The 20459-nt window shown below is 74.0% G+C and carries 17 protein-coding genes; 5 read left to right on the top strand and 12 right to left on the bottom strand.

Going from position 1 to position 20459, the window contains the following annotated elements:
* Nucleotides 1-9 precede the first annotated feature (9 nt).
* Nucleotides 10-627 (top strand): DsbA family protein, encoded by a 618-nt coding sequence (locus tag MRBLMG1_RS34000; protein ID WP_367828001.1) that lies wholly within the window; start codon nt 10-12, stop codon nt 625-627.
* A 20-nt stretch (nt 628-647) separates the two neighbouring features.
* Here MRBLMG1_RS34000 and MRBLMG1_RS33995 read toward each other — a convergent pair whose 3' ends face one another.
* From MRBLMG1_RS33995 to MRBLMG1_RS33985, 3 genes are all read right to left on the bottom strand, one after another.
* Nucleotides 648-1526, bottom strand: coding sequence for an NmrA/HSCARG family protein (locus tag MRBLMG1_RS33995; protein WP_367828000.1), 879 nt, complete (start codon nt 1524-1526; stop codon nt 648-650).
* A gap of 90 nt (nt 1527-1616) precedes the next feature.
* Complete coding sequence (locus MRBLMG1_RS33990; protein ID WP_367827999.1) at nt 1617-1886, bottom strand: acyl carrier protein; 270 nt, start codon at nt 1884-1886, stop codon at nt 1617-1619.
* Between the two features lie 49 nt (nt 1887-1935).
* Nucleotides 1936-2664, bottom strand: a complete 729-nt coding sequence (locus MRBLMG1_RS33985) for an SDR family oxidoreductase (RefSeq protein ID WP_367827998.1) — start codon at nt 2662-2664, stop codon at nt 1936-1938.
* A gap of 263 nt (nt 2665-2927) precedes the next feature.
* Here MRBLMG1_RS33985 and MRBLMG1_RS33980 point away from each other — a divergent pair, with 263 nt between their 5' ends.
* The 3 genes from MRBLMG1_RS33980 (at nt 2928) to hemG (ending at nt 7572) form a co-directional block, all read left to right on the top strand.
* Nucleotides 2928-4439, top strand: coding sequence for an FAD-dependent monooxygenase (locus MRBLMG1_RS33980; protein WP_367827997.1), 1512 nt, complete (start codon nt 2928-2930; stop codon nt 4437-4439).
* 29 nt (nt 4440-4468) lie between these two features.
* Nucleotides 4469-5941 (top strand): FAD-dependent monooxygenase, encoded by a 1473-nt coding sequence (locus tag MRBLMG1_RS33975; protein ID WP_367827996.1) that lies wholly within the window; start codon nt 4469-4471, stop codon nt 5939-5941.
* Nucleotides 5942-6090: 149 nt separating this feature from the next.
* Nucleotides 6091-7572, top strand: a complete 1482-nt coding sequence (hemG, locus tag MRBLMG1_RS33970; RefSeq protein WP_367827995.1) for a protoporphyrinogen oxidase — start codon at nt 6091-6093, stop codon at nt 7570-7572.
* 83 nt (nt 7573-7655) lie between these two features.
* Here the strand turns inward: hemG and MRBLMG1_RS33965 are convergent, their stop codons facing one another.
* The 9 genes from MRBLMG1_RS33965 to MRBLMG1_RS33925 all read right to left on the bottom strand — a co-directional run bounded on the left by MRBLMG1_RS33965 (nt 7656) and on the right by MRBLMG1_RS33925 (nt 19266).
* Entirely contained in the window at nt 7656-9407 is a 1752-nt protein-coding gene (locus tag MRBLMG1_RS33965; protein WP_367827994.1) for an FAD-dependent monooxygenase, read from the bottom strand.
* 159 nt (nt 9408-9566) lie between these two features.
* The gene (locus tag MRBLMG1_RS33960) at nt 9567-10022 is read right to left on the bottom strand and encodes a pyridoxamine 5'-phosphate oxidase family protein (RefSeq protein ID WP_367827993.1); all 456 of its coding nucleotides are present in this window, start codon (nt 10020-10022) and stop codon (nt 9567-9569) included.
* 16 nt (nt 10023-10038) lie between these two features.
* A complete protein-coding gene (locus tag MRBLMG1_RS33955; protein WP_367827992.1) occupies nt 10039-11145 on the bottom strand; it encodes a threonine aldolase family protein in 1107 nt (368 codons plus the stop codon).
* 6 nt (nt 11146-11151) lie between these two features.
* Complete coding sequence (locus MRBLMG1_RS33950; protein WP_367827991.1) at nt 11152-12555, bottom strand: aldehyde dehydrogenase family protein; 1404 nt, start codon at nt 12553-12555, stop codon at nt 11152-11154.
* Nucleotides 12552-13652: a hypothetical protein gene (locus MRBLMG1_RS33945; protein WP_367827990.1), complete on the bottom strand. Its 1101-nt coding sequence runs from the start codon at nt 13650-13652 to the stop codon at nt 12552-12554. Before MRBLMG1_RS33945 ends, MRBLMG1_RS33950 begins: the two co-directional genes overlap by 4 nt.
* Entirely contained in the window at nt 13591-15432 is a 1842-nt protein-coding gene (locus tag MRBLMG1_RS33940; protein ID WP_367827989.1) for an asparagine synthetase B family protein, read from the bottom strand. The genes MRBLMG1_RS33945 and MRBLMG1_RS33940 overlap by 62 nt, the downstream gene beginning before the upstream one ends.
* Nucleotides 15420-16502 carry an alpha/beta hydrolase-fold protein gene (locus MRBLMG1_RS33935; protein ID WP_367827988.1) on the bottom strand — a complete coding sequence of 361 codons (1083 nt, stop codon included), beginning with the start codon at nt 16500-16502 and terminating at the stop codon, nt 15420-15422. Before MRBLMG1_RS33935 ends, MRBLMG1_RS33940 begins: the two co-directional genes overlap by 13 nt.
* Entirely contained in the window at nt 16499-17944 is a 1446-nt protein-coding gene (locus MRBLMG1_RS33930) for an MBL fold metallo-hydrolase (protein ID WP_367827987.1), read from the bottom strand. Before MRBLMG1_RS33930 ends, MRBLMG1_RS33935 begins: the two co-directional genes overlap by 4 nt.
* Nucleotides 17944-19266 carry an SUMF1/EgtB/PvdO family nonheme iron enzyme gene (locus MRBLMG1_RS33925; protein ID WP_367827986.1) on the bottom strand — a complete coding sequence of 441 codons (1323 nt, stop codon included), beginning with the start codon at nt 19264-19266 and terminating at the stop codon, nt 17944-17946. The genes MRBLMG1_RS33930 and MRBLMG1_RS33925 overlap by 1 nt, the downstream gene beginning before the upstream one ends.
* Before the next feature lie 368 nt (nt 19267-19634).
* Between MRBLMG1_RS33925 and MRBLMG1_RS33920 the strand changes: the two genes are divergently transcribed.
* A complete protein-coding gene (locus MRBLMG1_RS33920; protein WP_367827985.1) occupies nt 19635-20432 on the top strand; it encodes a phytanoyl-CoA dioxygenase family protein in 798 nt (265 codons plus the stop codon).
* The last annotated feature ends 27 nt before the right edge of the window (nt 20433-20459 follow it).

Genomic DNA, 20459 nt, shown 5'->3' with positions numbered 1-20459 from the left:
GAGCCGACGTTGCCGCACACCACCCCGACCCCGGTCGACTTCTGGTTCGACCCGACCTGCCCCTGGGCGTGGCTGACCTCCCGCTGGATCCACGAGGTCGCGCGGCACCGGCCCCTCGACGTCCGCTGGCACATCATGAGCCTGACGGTGCTCAACGAGGGGCGCCCCGACCTGCCCGAGCGCTGGCACCGGGACCTGGCCCTGCGCATGGAGCCGGTCCGGGTCCTGGCCGCCGCCGAGAAGGAGTACGGCCCCGAGGTCCTCGGCCGGCTGTACACCGAGCTCGGCACCCGATTCCACCTGGGGAAGGCGCCCAGGGAGCGGGCCACCTACGCGGCGGCGCTGGCCGCCGCCGGCCTCGACCCGGCCCTCGCCGAAGCGGCCGGGTCCGACGCGTACGACGCCGCGGTGCGGGCCTCGCACCAGGACGGCATCGGCCGCGTCGGCACCGATGTGGGGACCCCCGTCGTCGCGGTGGGGGACGTGGCGTTCTTCGGTCCCGTGGTGACGCCGACCCCGCGCGGCGAGGCCGCCGTACGGCTCTGGGACGGCGTGCTCGCGGTGGCGGGGACCGACGGGTTCTTCGAGCTCAAGCGCACCCGTACCCGCGATCCGATCTTCTCCTGAGAGCCCCGCGAGCCATGTCGTCAGCGTCGGGCCCCCACGAGGGGAGCGGTCCAGTTGTCGCTCAGCCATGCCTCCAGGGAGACCAGGTCAGGCCTGATGCGGCGGAGTTCGGGCAGGTCGGCGTGGTAGCCGTCGCGCTCGAACCAGTCGAACATGTTGGCGAGGTCCTCGCGGTGGGCGCGCAGCGGCTCGATGGGCAGCTGCTGGTAGCGGGTGGGCACCCCGGACGCGGCCTCGAACGCCGCGGCCATCTGCGGTCCCGTCAGGTCCTCGCCGGCGATCTCGACCACCCGGCCGAGCCAGGCCTCCGGGTTCTCGAAGGCCTCCCCGGCGAAGACGCCGATGTCGCTGGTGGCGATGAGCTGCACGGACGTGTCCGGGTCCAGCCACATGGACAGGACGAGCTCGCCCTCCACCGGGCGCGGGGCGATGTCGAGGAGGATGTCGTGGAACATGACCGGCCGCAGCACCGTCGTCGGCAGGTCGAGCGTCCGCAGGTACTCCTCGACCTCCAGCTTGCTCTCGAAGTGCGGGACCCGGGTGTCCCGGTCCGCGCCGCCGACCGAGCTGTAGACGAAGTGCCGCACGCCGGCCTCGACCGCCGCGTCGGCGACCGCCTTGCCCTGCCGCACCTCCGCCTCGCAGCCGCCGGGGCCGCGGAAGGTCTGGACGCTGAAGACGCCGTCGACGCCCTCCATCGCCGCGAGCAGCGACGCCGGGTCGTCCAGGTCGCCCCGGACGAGGACGGCGCCCGCCTCCGCCAGGGCCCGCGCCTCCTCCTTGCCCGGGTCGCGGACCAGGGCGTGCACGGTGGCGCCGCGCCGCAGGAGCTCGCGGGCCACCGCCCCGCCCTGCCGGCCCGTACCGCCGAGCACGAGGATCGTTCCTTCAACCGCCACTGTCTTCCTCCGTGTGTGTCGCCCGCCGGGTCCCCGCCCGGCGTGACGTTCCGATGGGGTGGCCGCGAGCGGCCGCGATCCCGCGCGGGATCAGGCCGCCGACATGACCTTCAGCTGGAGCAGCGAGTTCACGAACTCGACCAGGTCCCCCGCGGTGTTGATGAGGCCGATCTCGTCCTCGTTGAGCTCGATGCCGAAGTCCCGCTCGATCCGGCTGTACGTCTCCAGGAGCGCGAGGGAGTCGTAGCCAAGCTCGTCGAAGGGGCTGTCGGGCGCCTGGTCGAGCGGCAGCGCGTCCTCGGCCTCGCCCGCGCACTGGCGCATGATGGTCTGGAGGTCGCCGATCGTTATCTGCAGCACAGCCGTTCCTCTTTCTCTGTGGGTGACTCTCGGTCGGAGCCGTGCCGCGCTACCACGGCACGGTTCCGTCGTCCGCCAGGCAGGCGCCCGACGGGCCGGCGTCGTCGAGCAGGGCGAGCCGGACCGCGATCCCCGCGCCCTCGGCGGGTGTGCGGTGGCCGCGGTGATGGTTGATGTCCGTCGCCACCACTCCGGGGAGGGCGGCGTTGACCTTGATCGGGGTCCCGCGCAGCGCCTTCGCGTAGGCGACGGTCAGCGCGTTCAGCGCGGTCTTCGAGGACTGGTAGGCGATCATGTCGAGGCCCGCGAGCGGCGAGCCCGGGTTCGAGTTCAGGGTCAGCGAGCCCACGTGGCTGGACAGGTTGACGACGCGGCCCGCGTCGGAGCGGCGCAGCAGCGGCAGCAGCGCGCGGGTCACCGTGACCACGCCGAAGACGTTGGTCTCGTAGACCTCCCGCAGGTCGGCCGCGGTGGCCTCGTCCGCCGTGCCGGTGAAGCCGCCCGCGACGCCGGCGTTGTTCACCAGGATGTCGAGGCGGCCGTACCGCCGCTCGATCTCGGCGGCGGCCTCGGCCACGGAGGCCGGGTCCGTCACGTCGAGGCGGAGCGGCACCGCCGTGACGCCGTCGGCGACGAGGGCGTCCGCGGCCTCCTTGCCGCGGACCTCGTCGCGGGCGCCGACGAGGACGGTGACGCCCTGCTCGCCGAGCTGCCGTGCGACGGCGAACCCGATGCCCTTGTTGGCGCCCGTGATGAGCGCGATCTTCCCGTCCGGCACGTCATTTCCTTTCATGAGGGGCGTTCCACGTGAGGCGCGCCGAATTGCTCATGCATTGACGTTAGTAAGAGGCAAAAGCCGGGAGCACCTCCGACATTGCCATTCGGCTCCGGCGTTCAACCGTTCAATAGCGGCGTTCAAGCACGCTCATTCCGCGGTTGAACGCCGCACCCGCGCGCCCGCATTCCTTTCATTGCAGTCGAACACGGCGCTGAGTAGCTTCACCCTGGCCAACCATTGCCACTGCGCAGAGGGTCCAAATGATGAAAACAACCGATGTCATCGTGGTGGGTGCCGGGCCCGTCGGCCTGTTCCTCGCCGGAGAACTGCGGCTGGGCGGCGCGGACGTGGTCGTCTACGACAAGCTGCCCGCGCCGAGCGGGGAATCCCGCGCCCTCGGCTTCAACCGGCGGGCCGCCGAGACCCTGGGGCAGCGCGGAGTGCTGTCCCGGCTCGGCGAGTTCCGGTGGGGCCCGATGGGGCACTTCGGCGGCGTCCGCTTCGACCTCGGCATGCTCGACGAGGACCACAGCGGCGTCCTCGGCCTGTCCCAGGCCAGGACCGAGGACGCGCTGGCCGGCTGGCTGGCCGAGCTCGGCGTCCCGGTGCGCCGCGGTCGTGAGGTGACCGGACTCCGCGAGACCCCCGAGGGCGTCGTCGTCGCGTACGACGGTCCCGGGGGCGCCGGCGAGGAGACCGCCGCCTATGTGGTCGGCTGCGACGGCGCGGGCAGCACCGTCCGTACCCTCGCCGGCATCGCCGCCCCCGGCTGGGAGGCCACCCGCGGCATGTACACCGCGGAGATCACCGGCGTCGCCCTGCGGCCCCGGCCCATCGGCGAGCGGCTGCCCGGCGGCCGCATGGTGGTGTGCACCCCGGTGGGTCCCGGCCGCCTCAGGATCGTCGTCCACGACCCGTCGCTGCCCGCCCGCCCGACGCCGGGCGCGCTGACGTTCGCCGAGGTCGCCGCCGCCTGGCTTCGGCTGACCGGGGAGTCCATCGACGACGCCGAGCCCCAGTGGCTGTGGGCCACCGGCAACTCCGCGGCGAACGCGGAGGAGTACCGGCGCGGCCGGGTGCTCCTGGCGGGCGACGCGGCGCACGAGATCCCGCCGCTGGCCGCCTGGGGGCTGAGCGCCGGCCTCCAGGACGCCGCGAACCTCGGCTGGAAGCTGGCGGCGACGGTCAGGGGCACCGCCCCCGAGGGCCTGCTCGACACCTACCACGCCGAACGCCACCCGGTCGGCGCCGAGTTGATCCGCAACGCGCGAGCCGCGCAGAAGGTCTACCTCGGCGACGACGCCATGGACCCGATCCGCGAGGTCATGGGCGAGCTGCTCGCCCACAAGGACGCGGCGGAGCAGGTCGCCGGCATCGTGAGCGGCCTCGGCATCCGGTACGCGGTCGGCGACGGCACCCACCCGCTGCTCGGCCTGCGCCTGCCGCCGCACCGCGAACTCGCCCTGACGGACGGCACCCGCGCCCGCGTCGCCGACCTGCTGCGCACCGGGCGCGGCCTGCTCGTCACCACGGACGGCGGCCCGGCGGCGGAGCACGCGGAGGGCCTGACCGACCGGGTCGACGTCGTCACCGGCACCTGGATCACCGAGCCGGACGCCGGCGCGGGCACCGACGCCGTCGCCTCGCTCGACGCGGTCCTGGTCCGCCCCGACGGCTACGTCGCCTGGACCTCCCCCGGCAGCGCCGACGGCCTCGCCGAGGCGCTCGGCCGCTGGTTCGGCACCGCCCGCGTCCCCCAGACCGCCGGCCGTTGACCGGCCCCCTCGACCCAAGGAGCTTCCGTATGCCCAGGGACACAGCCCGGGATGTCATCGTCGTCGGCGCCGGGCCCGTCGGGCTGATGCTGGCCGGCGAACTCGGCCTGCGCGGCGTGGACGTCGTCGTCTACGAGCGCCTGCCCGCCCCGGCGCGCGAGTCGCGCGGCGCGAGCTTCACGCAGCGCACCGCCGAGTGCTTCGACCAGCGGGGCCTGCTCGGCGGGCTGGGCGCGACCGAGCCCGCCGACAGCCACTTCGGCGGGGTGCCGATCGACCTCTCCGCGCTGGCCGAGAACCACTACGGGCACCGGGGCATCTCCCAGTTCCGCACCGAGCGGATGCTGGAGGAGTGGGTGACCGGGCTCGGCGTGCCGATCCTGCGCGGCTACGAGGTGACCGGCTTCGAGGAGGACGGCGACGGCGTCGTCGTGGCCCTCGACGGTCCCGAGGGCGCCGCCGAGGCCGCCGCCCGGTATCTCGTCGGCTGCGACGGCGGGCGGAGCTCCGTCCGCAAGCTGGCCGGCATCGACTTCCCCGGCACGCCCGGCGGGCGCGGCTTCCTCACCGCCGACGTCACCGGCATCGAGACCCGCAAGCGGCGCATCGGCGAGAACCTGCCGGGCGGCAGCATGATCATGGCGATGGACCTGGAGAACGGCGTCACCCGCGTCGTCGTCCACGAGGCCGGGACGCCGCCGCGCGACCGCGACTCCCTCACGTTCACCGACCTCGCCGACGCCTGGCAGCGCCTCACCGGCGAGTCCCTGCACCACGGCGAGTGCCGCTGGATCAGCTGCTTCACGGACGCCTCCCGGGCCGCCGCCGCGTACCGGAGCGGCCGGGTCTTCCTCGCCGGCGACTCCGCGCACATCCAGCCCCCGGCGATGGCGCAGGGGCTCAGCGTGGGCGTGCAGGACGCCGTCAACCTCGGCTGGAAGCTGGCGGCGGCGCTCCAGGGCACGGCCCCCGAGGGCCTGCTCGACACCTACCACGCCGAACGCCACCCGGTCGGCGAGCAGTTGGCGCGCAACGCCCGGGCGGCGATCGAACTGCGGCTCACCGGCGAGGACATGGACCCGGTCCGCTCGATCATGACCGAGCTGGTCTCCCACCCGGACGCCGCCGAGCACCTGGCCGGGATGCTGAGCAACCTCGGCGTCCGCTACGACCTGGGCAAGGGCGACCACCCGCTGCTCGGCCTGCGCATGCCGCCCGGCCGGGAGGTCGACCTGCCCGACGGCACCCGTACCCGGATCGCCGACCTGCTGCGCACCGGGCGCGGCCTGCTCGTCACCACGGACGGCGCCCCGGTGCCGGCCGCGGCGGGCCTGGCCGACCGGGTCGACGTCGTCACCGGCACCTGGGCCGCCGCGCCGGAGCCCGCGCTCGACGCGGTCCTGGTCCGCCCCGACGGCTACGTCGCCTGGACCTCCCCCGGCAGCGTCGACGACCTCACCGGGGCCCTCGCCCGCTGGTTCGGGACCGCCGAGCGGTCCTAGGCGCTGCCGGCCAGGACCTAGTCAAGCCGCACTCGACCGGGGGTCCGGGACGCCCGGTCAGACTGCCGAAGCCTGCCTCGGCGCCGACCCGTCGGCGCCGGGGCGGGTCCTACGACACCGTATGCATCATTCATCAAGGAGCTGGTGGAATGGCCGGGAGCGAACGGGATCAGGCGAGCGGAAAGCCCCACGTGGTCATCGTCGGGGGTGGTATCGCGGGCCTTGCGGCCGCGTTCTACCTGCGGAACGAACCGGTCCGGGTGACGCTCCTGGAGAGCTCGGACCGGATCGGCGGCAAGCTCAAGGTCTCCGACGTGGCCGGGGTGCCGGTCGACGAGGCCGCCGAGTCGCTGTACGCCAACCGCCGCAAGACCACCGGTCTGATCAAGGAGGCCGGGCTCGGCGAGCGGATCATGTCGGCGGGCGTCACCGCGTCGGCGATCCTCACCAAGGACGGCATACGGCACCAGCCGGACCGTCAGTTCATGGGCGTGCCCTGCGACATGGACGACCTGGCCCGGTCCGGCGTGCTGTCCGCCGCCGGGCTCGACCGGGCGCGCCAGGACCTGGCGCTGCCCTCCTTCGACCGCGAGGGGGACGTCTCGGTCGCGTCGTTCGTCGGCGGGCGGCTCGGCCAGGAGGTCGTGGACCGCCTCGTCGACCCGTTCCTCGCCGGCGTGTTCTCCGGCCGCGCCGAGGACCTTTCGTTCGAGGCGACCCTGACGCCGCTGGCGATGGCGGCCCGCAACCACGTGTCCCTCTCGGACGCGGCGGGCTCGCTGACGCCGGTGCTCGCGGAGGGCGAGAAGCCGCCGCCGGTGAGCGTCGCCACCCTGGAGGGCGGCTTCGGCTCCCTGCCGCCCACGCTGGTGCGGGAGGTGCTGGCCGCCGCTCCGGACGCGTCCCTGCGCACCGGGGCGTCCGTCCGGGAGCTCTCCCGGACCGCCGACGGCTGGCGGCTGGCCGTGGGCCCGGTCACGGACCCCGAGTACATCGACGCCGACGCCGTCGTCGTCGCCGTGCCGGCCGGGCCCGCGGGCCGTCTGCTCTCCGGCGTCCCCGGCGCCTCCGCCGCGGTCTCCGCGCTCGCCGAGGTCCCGTACTCCAGCGTGGCGACGGTGACGCTCGCCTACCCGCACGCGGCGTTCACCGGCGGCGGCCTCCACGGCCGCGGCTACGCCGCCTACCGGGTGCCGGCGACGGAGGGGAAGCTCGTCAAGGAGGTCACCTTCACCACCGTGAAGTGGCCGCACCTGGCCGGCGAGGTGGAGATCGTCCGCTGCGCCCTCGGCCGGTTCGGCGAGGACCACCTGCTGCGGCGCGACGACGCCGACCTGGTCGCGGTGGCGGCGGCCGAGCTCGCCGAGGCCATCGGCGTGACCGGGGTGCCGGTGGCGAGCCGGGTGAGCCGCTGGGACGACGCCCTGCCGCAGTACACGGTCGGGCACCTGGACCGGGTGAAGCGGATCCGCGAGTCGGTCGCGACCCAGCCCGGCCTCGCGGTGTGCGGCGCGCTGTACGACGGCGTGGGCGTCGGCGTCTGCATGGCCACCGCCCGCAAGGCCGCCGACCAGGTCCTCGGCTTCCTGAAGAAGGAGGCCGCCGAGCGCGCGGTCGCGGTCGGCGTCTGACCCGGCCCTTCCCGCCCTGACGGCGACGAGAAGGGGCCGTGCCCGATCGGGCACGGCCCCTTCTCGTCGTTCCGGGAGCGGGGTCAGCGGTCCAGGACGGCCGCGAACACCTCGGTCAGGACCTGCTCCGGGTCCTCCGCGGCCTCCGTGGCGCGGTAGGCGACGTGCCCGTCCGGGCGGACCAGGAGCGCGCCGCCGCCGGTGATCTGCCGGACGGCCTCCCATCCGCCGTCGACGTCGTCGTAGTCGCCGCCCTCGCCGATGCGGGCCGTGACGAGCGGGACGGAGTACTTCTCCGCCACGCGCTCGGCCGCCTCGGTCCACGGCGTCCCCTCGGGGCCGGTGATCAGCACGTAGCCGCTGGTGCCGGTGAGGTCGATCGTCGAGAGGAGTTCGCCGTCCCGGCTGATCCAGGCGTGCGGCAGCCGGTGGCCGGGGCGGGACGTCGGCACGTGCACGTTCCGCATCGGGACGCGGGCCGGCCGCTCGGTGCCGTCGGGGACGAGCGCGCCCTCGTCGTAGCCGAAGCCCACCTCCATGTCGAGCGACTGGCAGCCGCCCCGGTGGGTGTGGAAGATCTCCAGCGCCCGCGCCCGCACGGTGTCGCCGTTCGGGGACGGGTCGAAGTACGCCTCCAGGCGCTGTCCGCGACGGCCGGCCGGGATGTTGTGGCCGGCGCCGATGGCGTCGATGACCACCTGGTGGTGGCTCGCGGCGGACACGGCCCAGTCGACGTTCTCGCGGCCCACGGGACGGCGCTCGGCCTCGTAGGTGTCGATCAGGCTGTCCGGCGAACCGCCGTTGACGACGGCGGCCAGCTTCCACGCCAGGTTGTGGGCGTCCTGGATGCCGGTGTTGAGGCCGAGTCCGACGGCGGGCGGCTGGCGGTGCGCGGCGTCGCCGGCGATCAGCACGCGGCCGACGCGGTAGCGGTCGGCGAGGTGGGCGTGCACGATCCAGTCGGTCACCTTGTGCACGGTGATCTCGAGTTCCGGCAGGCGCAGCAGCTCGCGGATGCGCGGGATGACGGTCTCGGCGTCCCAGCGTCCGGGCGGTCCGGGCGCGAAGTGCAGGCCCCACTGCTCGCAGGCCTTGCCCCAGCTCGGCCCCATCTCGATGAGGTTGCTGGAGAGGTCGGGGTCCTCCGGGCTGAGGAAGTGGGTGATGAGCGTGCCCTCCTCCCACCACTCGGACAGGTCGGCGGAGAAGTACGCGGTGGTGGTGTTGACGAGTCCGGGCGGGCCGTCCAGCTTGATGCCGACCTCGGGGCCCACGAAACGGCCGCCGTCGGCGCCTATCAGGTACTGCGCCTTGACGGTGGTGACCTCGCCCGTCTCGACGTTCCGCACCTCGGCGCGGACGTGGTCGCCCTCGTCGGAGAAGGTGGTCAGCTCGTGGTGGAAGAGGATCCGGCCGGGGCTGCGGTTCTCCGCGTGGCGGCGCAGGATCGGCTCCAGCCACATCTGCGGCAGCTTGGCCGGCAGGACGGGGCCGACCTGCTCGTAGCTCTCGCGCAGTTCGCCGCCGCCGAAGGCGTCCATCTCGTGGATCAGGCGGCGGTCCATGGGGCCGTCGCCCGCCAGCGTGGTCTGCCAGCGCACCTTGCCGAACATCTCCAGCGGTGCCGCCTCGGCGAGGACGTCGTCGGCGATGCCGTGCTGCCGGAAGATCTCCATCGTGCGCTGGTTGAGATAGTGCGCCTTCGGAATCCTCGACGTGTCCGGGTGCCGTTCCACCAGCAGATGGTCGACGCCCTGGTCGGCCAGGAAGACGGAGGCGGAGAGACCGCATCCGCCACCGCCCACGATCAGGACCGGAACCTCGATTGTCCCCATGTTCGCCCTTCCAGAAATATCGACGGATGCATTGCCGTCGCAGCCTGGCAAAAGGCTCTTCAGGGCCGGTCAAGAACGACTGGACCCGGCCCGCGCGCACGGCCGCCGGCCGGTCACGGGGGTGACCGGCCGGCGGCGGGGGTGTCGCGGTCGCGCGGGTCAGCCGAGCCAGACCCCGTCGCGCATGAGGCCGCGGCCCGCCAGCTCGTTCGCCTCCCGCCAGGCCTGGGTGCGCTGCGGGCGGATGCGGAAGTACTGGTAGGGCTGGTCGAGTTCGCGGGGGTCGAAACCGGTCTTGGCCGCGAAGGCGTCGCCGGCCTCCTGGCCGAGCGCGGCGACGTCCACCGGCTCGGCGACGCCGTCGACGATCACGACGTCGCGCGTCGGGCCGAGGCCGAGGCGGACCCGGCCGTCGGCGAGGAGGTTGCGGCCGGTGATCGAGGCGCGCGGGGTGGAGATCAGGAACGCGGTGCCGTCCCAGAGGTACGAGAGGGGGATGAGGTGGACCCCGCCCTCGGCGCCGGACGTGGCGACCCACAGGTCGACGTCGTTCTCCAGCCTGGCGCGCGTGTCCTTGAGCCGCTCCTCCAGTCCACGCGGTGGCACGTCGGTCATGGTTCCTCCATCGATGTCACGGAGCCTCCCCGTCGGGGGAGGGCTCGTTCGGTTGTCGGTCCGGCCCGGTGGGCAGCGTGGCCGCCACGGCCGCCAGCGCCCTGACGGCCGCGCGCACACTGATCATGTCGTGTGACCGGTGCGCCACGAAGCGGACATGGCCGTTCGGCAGGGGAAGAACGCGAACTCCGTGTCCGGCGAGGAGCGTTGCGCAGTCGTCGGCGGCGAGGCCGGCGAGGCGGGCCATGACCATGTTGGTCGGTCGCGGGGGGCGCATCACCTCGGCGCCGGGCACCGCGGCGAGGCCGTCGGCGAGCACGGCGGCCTTCTCGTGGTCGGCGGCGAGTTCGGGCAGCCGTCCGAGTGCGACGAGGGCGGGTGCGGCGACGATCCCGGCCTGGTGCAGGGAGCCGCCGAGCCAGGTGCGTGTCTCCCGTGCGTGCGCGAGGTAGGCGTGGGTGCCGCAGAGGAGTCCGCCGACCGGGCCGCCGAGTCCCTTGGAGACCGAGAAGGAGACGCTGTCGGCGGGTCCGGCGAGTTCGGCGGGCGGGACCCCCAGGGCCACGGCCGCGTTGGCGAGGCGGGCGCCGTCGAGGTGGAGGTGTGCGCCGTACCGGTGGGCGAGGTCGGCCACGGAGCGGGTCGCGGCGGCGTCGATGGCGTTGCCGGAGCGCATCATGCTGGTGTTCTCCAGGCACACCACGGTCGGCCGGTCCCCCGCGCCCGCGGCGAGCAGCGCGGTCAGGGCGTCGGGGTCGGGCAGGCCGTCGGGGTCCTGGGCCACCGGCACGAGGTCGACCCCGCCGAAGCGGCGCAGGCCGTCCGCTTCGAGGAAGGCCATGTGGGTGTCGGCGCCGGCGATCACCCGGGGCGGCGGCGATCCGGGCGGCCCGGCGGCGGCGAGCGGGGCGACGAGGTTCGCCATGGTGCCGCTGGGCATGAGCAACGCGGCCTCGGTGCCGAGGAGTCCGGCGACCGTCTCCTCCAGGAAGGCGACGGTGGGGTCGTCGCCGTACACGTCGTCGCCGACCCTGGCCCCGGCCATCGCGGCGCGCATCCGGGCGTCCGGCAGGGTGCGGGTGTCGCTGCGGAAGTCGAGCCGCGGCGAGGTGGCGGTCGCCATCGCCCGCTACCTTCCGGGCCGGTGGGCGACCCAGACGGCGCGGGGGCGGGTGTAGCCCTCGACCGCGTGGAGGCCCAGTTCGCGCCCGTATCCGGACTGCCCGATGCCGGAGACGCTGACGGTCTCCTCGGTGTCGCCCCAGGTGTTGGCCCACACCATGCCGGCGCGCAGGTCGCGGGTGAAGCGCTCGACCCGGTCGGCGTCCGACGTCCACACGGAGGCCGACAGGCCGTACGCGGTGTCGTGCGCGAGGGCGAGGGCCTCGGCGTCGGTGTCGAAGGCGGCGACGGACAGCACGGGGCCGAAGATCTCCTCGCGCCAGGCCCGGCTGTCGGAGGGGACGTCGTCCAGGACGACCGGGTGGACGTGGAACCCGCCGTCGAGGTCGTGGCGGACGCCGGTGGCGCCGGGCGGCAGGAGGACCCGCGCGCCCTTCGCCGCGGCCTGCTCGACCACCTCGGCCGCGCGGTCGGCGGCGGCCCGGCTGATCAGGGGGCCGAGGTCGGTGGCGGGGTCCCCGGGCGGGCCGACCCGCAGGGCGGCGGCCAGTTCGGCGACGCGGGCCACGAACCGGCCGTGTACGGCGCGGTCGACGACGAGGCGGCTGCCGGCCACGCACATCTGGCCGGTGTTGCCGGTGAAGCCGGTGACGACGGCCCGGGCGGCCGCGTCGAGGTCGGCGTCGCGGAAGACCACCACGGGGCTCTTGCCGCCGAGTTCGAGCGAGACGGGCTTGAGGGCGTCGGCGCAGCGGCGTGCGACGTCCCGCCCGGCGGCCGTCGAGCCGGTGAACGACACCATGCCGACGGCCGGGTGCGCGCAGAGCAGTCGGCCGGTGTCGGCGCCGCCGTACACCCCGGTGAGCACTCCCTCGGGGAGCAGGTCGCCGGCGCGGTCGACGAGGCGCCGCAGCGAGAGCGGTGTCTCGGGCGCGGGCTTGACGACGACGGTGTTGCCGTACGCGAGGGCCGCGGCGATCTTCCACACGGCGAGGAGCAGCGGGTAGTTGTTCGGCGCGATGGCCGCGCAGACGCCGACCGGCACGCGGTCGGTGTACGTGCGCATGCCGGGGCCGGACGGGTGGGTCTCCCCCACCGGGTGGCGGGCGGCCGCGGCGAACCAGTCGAGCACGCGGGCGGCGAAGTCCACTTCCCCGAGCGCCCGTGCCGTCGGCTTGCCCGCGTTGCTCCGCTCCAGGGCGGCGAACACCTCGCGCTCGTCGCGCAGCAGGTTCCCGAGGGCCCGGAGCAGGTCGCCGCGGTGGCCGGGCGTGGTGTCGGCCCATTCCCCGCGGAAGGCGGCGTCGGCGCAGGCGACGGCGTCGTCGACGCCGGGCCCGTCGGTGTCCTTCAGGCGGGCGAGGAGGCGCCCGGTCGCGGGGTCGAGGACGGCCCGCCCGGCCCCGGTCATCCGAGCACCTCGGCGTTCCCGGCGAGGCGGAGGTCCGCGTCGACGGCGGCGACCAGGCCGAGGAACGTCTCGCGGCCGAGGCCGGTGCCGGCGCTGCCGAGGAGGCGGAGGTCGTAGCCGTCGGGGTGCTGCCACCAGGCGTCGCAGGCGCCGTACTCGGCGTCGACGTAGCCGAGGTGGAGGGGGCGGCCGCCGAGGTCGTGGAGTTCGTCGGCGGCGGGGTGCTTCTCGCGGGTGGGCGGGAACTCCAGGCGGCCGCCGCCGGTGCGCTGGGCGGTGAGGCGCAGTTCGGCGCCGGCCGGCGAGGCGTAGACGACCTCCAGTTCCCGGACGGCGGCGCCGTCCCCGAAGGTGGCGGCGCTCTCGGCGCGGAATCCGCCGGCGGTCACCGGCACGCCCTGTGCGGTGAGGAAGGCGGTGACGTCGGCGGTGGGGATCCAGTCGCCCTCGTGCCGCTTGTCGCGCCGGTGGAAGGAGAAGACGCCGGTGGGCACGGACACCATGTCGGGCCGGTGCCTGGCCCAGTAGCTCAGTTCGGCGAAGGGGGTGGCGAGGATCCGTTCGGCGGCCTCCGGCACGGCCGGGCGCAGCGCGGCGAACAGGGCGACGAGTTCCTCGTCGGTGAACTCGCCTTCGAGTACGGAGAGTTCGACGGTGGTACGGGCCATCCGGGCGCTGCCGGCGGGGTGGCCGAGGTAGTCGGTGCCGAGCCAGGCGACGCGGCCCCCGCCGATCTCGTACGGCCGGGTCTCGCTGCCCCACAGGCAGGGGTGGTCGGCGGCGGGGAAGGCCCAGTCGTAGTGGAACTGCTTGAGGCGCAGTCGCCGGCCGCCGCCGGAGATCTCGGTGCGGTAGCCGGCCGGGTTGGCGTCGCTCCAGGGGGTGCGGCCCTCGGCCTCGACGCGTCCGGGGGGAGCCTCGCGGCGGAGGGTGCCGGTGCTGGTGTCGCAGCCCGCGGGCAGGGCGGACGGCTGCCACACCACGAAGTTGCACCCGTCCTGGGCGTCCGCCTCCGTGAGCACCGGCGGCACCGGGTCAAGGTCGGCGGCGCGCTCCAGGATCTGCCAGCGCCACTGGGGTACGGGACGGTTCACCATCACTCCTCGGTTCGGTTCTGATCTCCGCGAGGTGGTCGAGCCAGGCGGCGGAGGACGCGAGAAACATCCATTCGCCGACGCCCAGTTCGGCGCGGAGGGCGTCGGGCAGCGGCGGCAGCCCGAAGGGGGTGCCGAGTCCGTCGGCGAGTTCGGTCAGCCGCCGGACGTAGCGGGGGTCGGTGGGGGTGGGGAAGCCCTGCTTGCGGCGGTGCCGTACGGACTCGGGCATCAGGTCGGCGAGCGCCGACTTGAGCAGGCCCTTGTGGGTGCCGGGCTTGTTGCTGTCCTTGAGGTGCTCGGGGCAGCGGAACGCCAGCTCGGTGAGGGTGACGTCCTGGAAGACGGGCCGGTCCTCCAGGGTGAAGGTCGACGAGGTGGCGTCGACCATGTCGTTGACGTAGACGAGGAAGCGCCGCATCAGGTGGTGCCGGCCGCGCTTGAGCGGCGACGCCGTCTTGAGCGCCCGGTACTCGTCCATGGTGCGGGCCCACACCTGGTCGGTGACGACGCTCATGTCGACGTCGAGCTCGTGCGCCATCCAGCTCACGAGCCGTGCCCAGACCGGGCGTTCGTCGGCGTGCAGCCGGTGGGTGAGGTAGTGCCGGCCGTGGATGTACGTGGGGGCGAGCGGGTCGACGACGGGGAAGTAGCGGCCGTCCTGGTATCCCCAGAGCTCGTCGGCGCCGTGGCCCGAGTAGACGACCACCTTCCGGTCGCCGGCGATGGTGCCGTAGAGGTGGTGCATGGCGAGTTCGGCGCCGTGCAGGAGTGGCCGCATGAGCCGGGTGGGCAGGACGGGCACCAGGTCGGCGGCGGCGTGCCGGTCGAGGTCGCAGACGGTCAGCTTCACCCCGAGGTGTGCGGCGACCTCGGTGGCGTAGGCGACGTCGTCGCCTGAGCCGCCGATGCCGTCCTGGTAGCGGAGCACGTATCCGTCGAGGGGCACTCCTGCGGCGGTCAGGCCGGCGGCGATGGCCGTGCTGTCGACGCCGCCGCTGAGGACCGCCGCCCGGGGGACGTCGGACACGGACCGCTGCCGGACGGCCCGGTCGAACGCGGCCCTGATCTCCTCGGGTTCCACCAGGCCGTCCACGGACGCGGGCCGCCAGTAGCGGTGGGTGCGGGTGCGTCCGCCGTCGGCCACCAGGTACTCGGCGGGCTGGAGGGACCGGACGCCGCGCAGCCAGGTGTGGTCGTCGGCGGCGTCCATCCGGATCCACGAGCGCAGCAGGTACTCCTCGGCGTCGACCTCGGGGGTGATCAGGCCGGTGCGGAGCAGGACCTGCTGCTCGGAGGCGAACAGCAGGCCGCCGTGGGTGAGGGCGTAGAACAGCGGCTTGACGCCGAAGTGGTCGCGGGCCAGCACGACCCGGCCGGTCGTGGTGTCGTGCCAGGCGAGCGCGAACATGCCGTCGAGGGGCCGCAGCGCGTCCCCGGGGTCGTCCTCGCGGCAGACCTGCTGGAGGGCGAACTCGGTGTCGCAGCTGGTGCGGCGCGGCCACAGCGGCGGGGCGGGCGAGCGGGAGCCGTAGACCTCGCCGTTGTGGACGAGCACGACGCGTCCGGTGGGGTCGGCCATCGGCTGGTCGCCGGCGTGGCTGCGGTCGCGGACGGCGAGCCGGGTCGCGCACAGCATGACGGTGCCGCACGCCGAGATGTACGGGGCGCAGGCGCCCTCGCCGCGGTGCGCCATGGCGTCGGTCATGGTCCGGCCCAGTGCGTCGAGCCAGGCGGCGTCCCGGCGGCCGTCGAAGCTGATGAAACCCGCTATACCGCACATATGCCACCCACCCCGCCCGGCTGACGTGTCCGGCCTTCCGGCGTCCTGGCGCGCTCCGCGGGGGCTTCCGGCTCCCGCCACACGCGCCAGAGGCCGGCCAGGGCCTCGGTGAAGACGTGCTCGATGCCGTGGTGCCCGCCCTCGTGCTCGCGGTAGACGTGCGGGACGCGGTGCGCGTCCAGGGCGGCGTGCAGGGCGCGGACGCCCCAGTGCATGCCGTACTCGTCGCGCTGTCCGACGTCGAGGTGGAGCAGGCCGAGCCCGGCGAGCCGGTCGGCGTACCGGGGCAGCATGCGCACCGGGTCCAGGGTGAGCCAGCGCTGCCACACGTCGTCGCGGAACAGGCCGGTCCCGGGGTCGCACGGCAGCGCGTCCGAGGGGATCGTCCCGGGCTTCTCGGCGTAGCACATGCCCATCGCGACGATGCTCATCGCGACCATGAAGGGCACGTCGTGCGGGCCGCCGGACCGGCGGGCGAGCAGCCCGTCGAGGCCGCCGGCCGCCCGTAGGGCGTCGAGGGTGCCGGGCAGCAGCGGCAGGTAGCAGTGCTCGAAGCCGGCGTCGGGCGAGCAGGCGACGACCGACCCGAACAGGTCGGACGTCATGCCCGCGACGAGGGCCCCGTAGCCGCCGCTGGACTTCCCGCCGACGGCGCGCCAGGCCGGTTCGGGCCGGGTCGCGAAGCGCCGGTCGACCTCGGCGACGACCTCGGCGAGGTAGCCGGCGTACTCCCCCGAGGCGGCGGAGTCGAGGTACTGCGAGCCGCCGTAGGCGGTGGTGCAGTCCGGCACGACGAGCAGCGCGGGCGGCACCCGGCCGTCCTCCATCGCCTGCCGCAGCCGGTCGGCGACGGACGCGCCGAAGGCGAGCGCCCGTCCGGTGAGGCTCGGGTGGGCGCCGAAGCCGGGCAGCCAGTACACGACCGGGAAGCGGCGGACGCCGTCGTACCCGGGTGGCAGGTGCACCTCGATCCGGCGCCGGTACGGGTCTCCCAGCGGGTTTCCGCGCAGGCACGCGCTCTCGTGGTCGACCAGGACGGTGGCCGGGCCGGGGACGCCGGGGCCGCTCATGAGCCGGCCCCTTCCCGCAGTGCCCGGTCCACGTGCCGGGTGTAGAACGACGGGTGGTGGAAGACCGCGGACAGCAGGACCCCGTCGCTGGCCCACAGGCCGAAGGAGCTGCCGAACAGCAGGTCGGCGCCGAGCATGGCCTCCAGGGTGCTCGCCGCGATCTCGGTCCAGCCCTCGCCGCCGGCGACGTGGCTCCGGGCCGGTCCCGGGCCGAGCCGGGTCACGCGGCCGGCCACCGGGTCGAGCAGGAAGGCGGTCTCGCCGCCGGCCCCGGCACCACGCCCGTCCCCGGCCGCGACCTCGTTCCCGTCCTCGTACAGCGAGACGACGTGCCGGCCGGCGCCGTCGTCGAGCGCCCGGTACCAGTAGTCGGTCGCCACGAGCCGGTCGAGGACCTCGCGGAGCAGCTCCTCGGCGGGGCGGGTCTGGCTGCCGTACCGGTCGAGCGAGGCGTCGAACGGCGGGACCGGCGTGCCGGGTTCGAGCCGCACCTCGGCGTAGACCTCGTCGAAGTCGTACGCGTCGGGGCCGACGGGCCCGTCGGTCAGGACGGCCTTGCCGTCCGCCACCTCGATGACCTGGCCCGGGCCCCACAGCAGGCCGTCGCGGCCCAGCTCGTCGAGGCGCGCGAGGGCCTCGGTCGGGGTGAAGGGGAACATCGTCCGGTTGCACCAGGAGTAGTCGCGCTCGCCGTCGCCGCTGACCCGCCAGCCGAACGAGGAGGGCACGGTGACGGTCGCGGGCAGCGTGCCGACGTACCGGTCGAAGTTGGCGACGGCGCGGGCGCGGACCGCGTCCGGGTCCGTCAGCGGGCGCCGTTCGGTGAGCACGCCGGGCGGCGAGACGCTGTGCGCGGGCACGAACACGGCGTCGAGGCGCGGCGCGTCGTCGCGCTGGAAGGCCGCGACGGTCGCCTCGTGCAGGAGGGCGTCCCCGCAGAGCATGACGGCCGCGTCGGCGGTCTCCACGAGCACGCTCATCTCGGGGAACGACACGGCCGACGGGAACGTCCTGAGGGTCGCCCCGCCCAGGGTGACGGTGTCGCCCGGCGTCACCGGGTGCAGGCGCTCGAAGCCGAAGCGGCGGAGCGTCCAGGCGATGGCCTGGTGCCCGAGCCCGGAGGCGGTCAGCTGCGGCGGCACCGGGCCGGCCGGATAGACGCAGGTGACGCCGGAGCTCTGGCGCGGGCTGTCGTCGAAGTCCACGTCGGCGCCGTCGACGAGCCGGAGCAGCGACGGGAAGTGGTGGTGGTCGTAGTGGTGGTGGCTGAGGACCACGTAGTCGACGCCCTCGTCGAGCACCTGGCGTACCAGGCCGTCGGGCAGCGGCGGGTGGTGCTCCCAGAAGCGGTCGAGGCGCTGGGTGAGCCACGGGTCGAAGAGGATCCGCTCCGTCCCCGTCTCGACGAGGACCGCGGCGTGGCCGAGCGAGGTGAGGCGCATCAGCCTGCCGCCTCGTACACGCAGCGGAAGCCGACCTCCATGTGCCGGTCGGTGATGAGGTCCTTGCCCCGGTAGAACGTGGTGAGGCAGGCCGGCGGCGACGTCCAGGTGCCGCCGCGCAGGACGTGGAAGGCGTCCTTGCGGTTCATGAAGTCCAGCGGGTGGCGGCCCTTGAAGAAGGGGTCCATGTCCTCGCCGGTGTAGAAGTTGGTCCGGGTGAGCTCCCAGACGTTGCCCGAGGTCTGGAGCACGCCGTACGGGCTCGCGCCCGCCGGGAGCGCGTCGGCGGCCAGCACCGGGTGGGCCGGGCTCTCGCCCTGCTCGACGGTGACGAGGATCGCCTCCAGGGAGTCGAGGTCGGCGACGTTCTCGCCGAAGGACCGCTCGACGTAGTTCACCCGGGCCGGGTCCCACTCGTCGCCCCACGGGAAGCGGCGGCCGTCCGTGCCGCGCGCGGCCTTCTCCCACTGGTTCTCGCTGGGCAGCGCGCCGCCGGCCCACTTCGCGAAGGCGTAGCCGTCGTACCAGTCGATGCCGACGACGGGCTGGCCGGGCGCGTTGAAGCGCGGGTCGTGCCAGTGCGCGGGGCGGTGCGACCGCTCCTCCGGCTGGTCGGGGTGGTCGAACTCGCCGGAGTCGCCGACCTCTTCGAGGAACTCCCGGTAGCGGGCGTTGGTCACCGTCGTCCGGTCGACGAGGAACGCGGGCACGTCGACGGCGCTCAGCGTCAGGTCGTCGGTCAGCATGCGGAAGGCGTCGGTCTCCTCGACGGCGCCCATGATCGCCGGGCCGCCGGGGACCAGCACGACGTCGGCGTTGCGCCGGGGCCGCTTGCGCGCGGCCTCGATCCGGGCCCGCATGTCGGAGAAGTACTCGTCCTCCAGGCGGCGGAGCTCCGCGGGGTCGCGGGTGCCGAACACGCTGATCAGGGCGCGCTTGGTGAGCGCCGCGCCGCAGCCGACGGGCTTGCGCGCCCAGCCCGGCTTGGTGAAGTTGCTGGGCCAGCCGGAGATGCGGATGAGGTCGGGGACGGCTGCCGCGATGCGGTACTCCGTGATGACCTTCAGGGCCGTGAAGGCGACCCAGTCGACGGTGTCGTGCGTCGAGGCGGCGACGGCCGAGTCGGCCGCGGGATCGCCCGCGTGGTGCTCGGCGAGCAGCCGTACGGCGCCGGCGCGCACCGGCCACTCGGGGTGCGTGATGGCGAGGGTGGCGAGGAGCGGCACCCCGTCGGCGGCCCTGCCCTTCGCGCGCGCCAGCTCGACGACCCGTTCCACCGACGCCCAGTAGCGGTCGTCGGTGGAGTCGTCGATCACCAGCATGTCGGCGGGAATGTCGATGACGTGGGAAACGCGATTACCTACCATCTCAACCTCTCTCTCGGGACGGTGGACGACGAGCCGCCCGTACGGAATGCGAATCCGTACGGGCGGCGCAATTCGCTGGTCAGCGGATTACCACTTGCTGGTCTCCTGCTGCGCGTCACGGGTCTCCATGAAGGTACCGTCGCTCATTGTGAACTCCCTCCGGTATTCCGATTCATGCGGTCGGTCGACCTCATGCCGAGAAGCTTAGGCAGGGCCTCGAAGGCGCTACAACGGAAAAGGCCGCGAACGCCGAAAGAGAGCATTCTGCGATATATCAGGGGTAGGTTCGCGGCCTTCCGACACCAGGAGAGAGGACACGAAGAATGGTCGACACCGAAACCCGTGACCTGCGGGAGAACGGATTCACCGAGCTCCCCGCGCTCGCCGCCGGCGACGCGCTCGACCGGCTTCGGCGGGCGGTCGTCCGGCTGGAGGAGCTCGCCCGCGAACGCACGGTCTCCAGTGGGGACTTCGTCCTCGAAGCGCCCGGCATCGGCGGCTGGGCGGCCTGGCAGCAGGGGACGGGGGCGCTCACCGGGGTGCTCCGCTCGGCGGAGCGCATCCACGAGCACGTCCCGGAGTTCGACGCCGTGCAGCGGTCCCTGGGGCTGGCCGACGGGCCGGTCGCCCGGGCCGCCGGCGGGCACCCGGGCACCCTGGTCAACGCCTTCCTGTGGGCCAAGCCGCCCGTGGTGGGCTCGGCGAAGCCCTGGCACCAGGACCTGGCGTTCGCGCCGCCCGGCTTCGGCGCGGACGCGCACGGCATCGTGACGGTCTGGGTCGCGCTCGAACCCGCCACCCCGCGCAACGGCTGCCTGGAGTTCCTGCCCGGCTCGCACCTGCTCGGGCTGCTCCCGCACACCGGGGACCGCGAGCGGCTGCCGGGCGAGGCGCCGCTCACGGCGGCCGTCGAGCCGCACGTCGCGGACGCGGACCTGCCCGCGACCGAGCCGGTGGCCGTGCCCCTCGCGCCCGGCTCGGCCGTCCTGTTCGACGGCATGGTGGTGCACCGGTCGGCGCCCAACACGACGGCGGCGGAGCCCCGTACGGCCGTCAGCTTCGTCTACCGGGTGCCGCGGCCCGCCTGGTCGCGCAGCACACCGGCCGCCGCCCGCGCCTGATGTTCGACCGCGGATCGGCAGCGGACG

This window comes from Streptomyces sp. LMG1-1-1.1 (genome assembly GCF_040815545.1).
Taxonomy (GTDB): Bacteria; Actinomycetota; Actinomycetes; order Streptomycetales; family Streptomycetaceae; genus Streptomyces.
The sequence above is the reverse complement of the archived record's forward strand: the minus strand, read 5'-3'. Positions and strand labels throughout refer to the sequence as shown.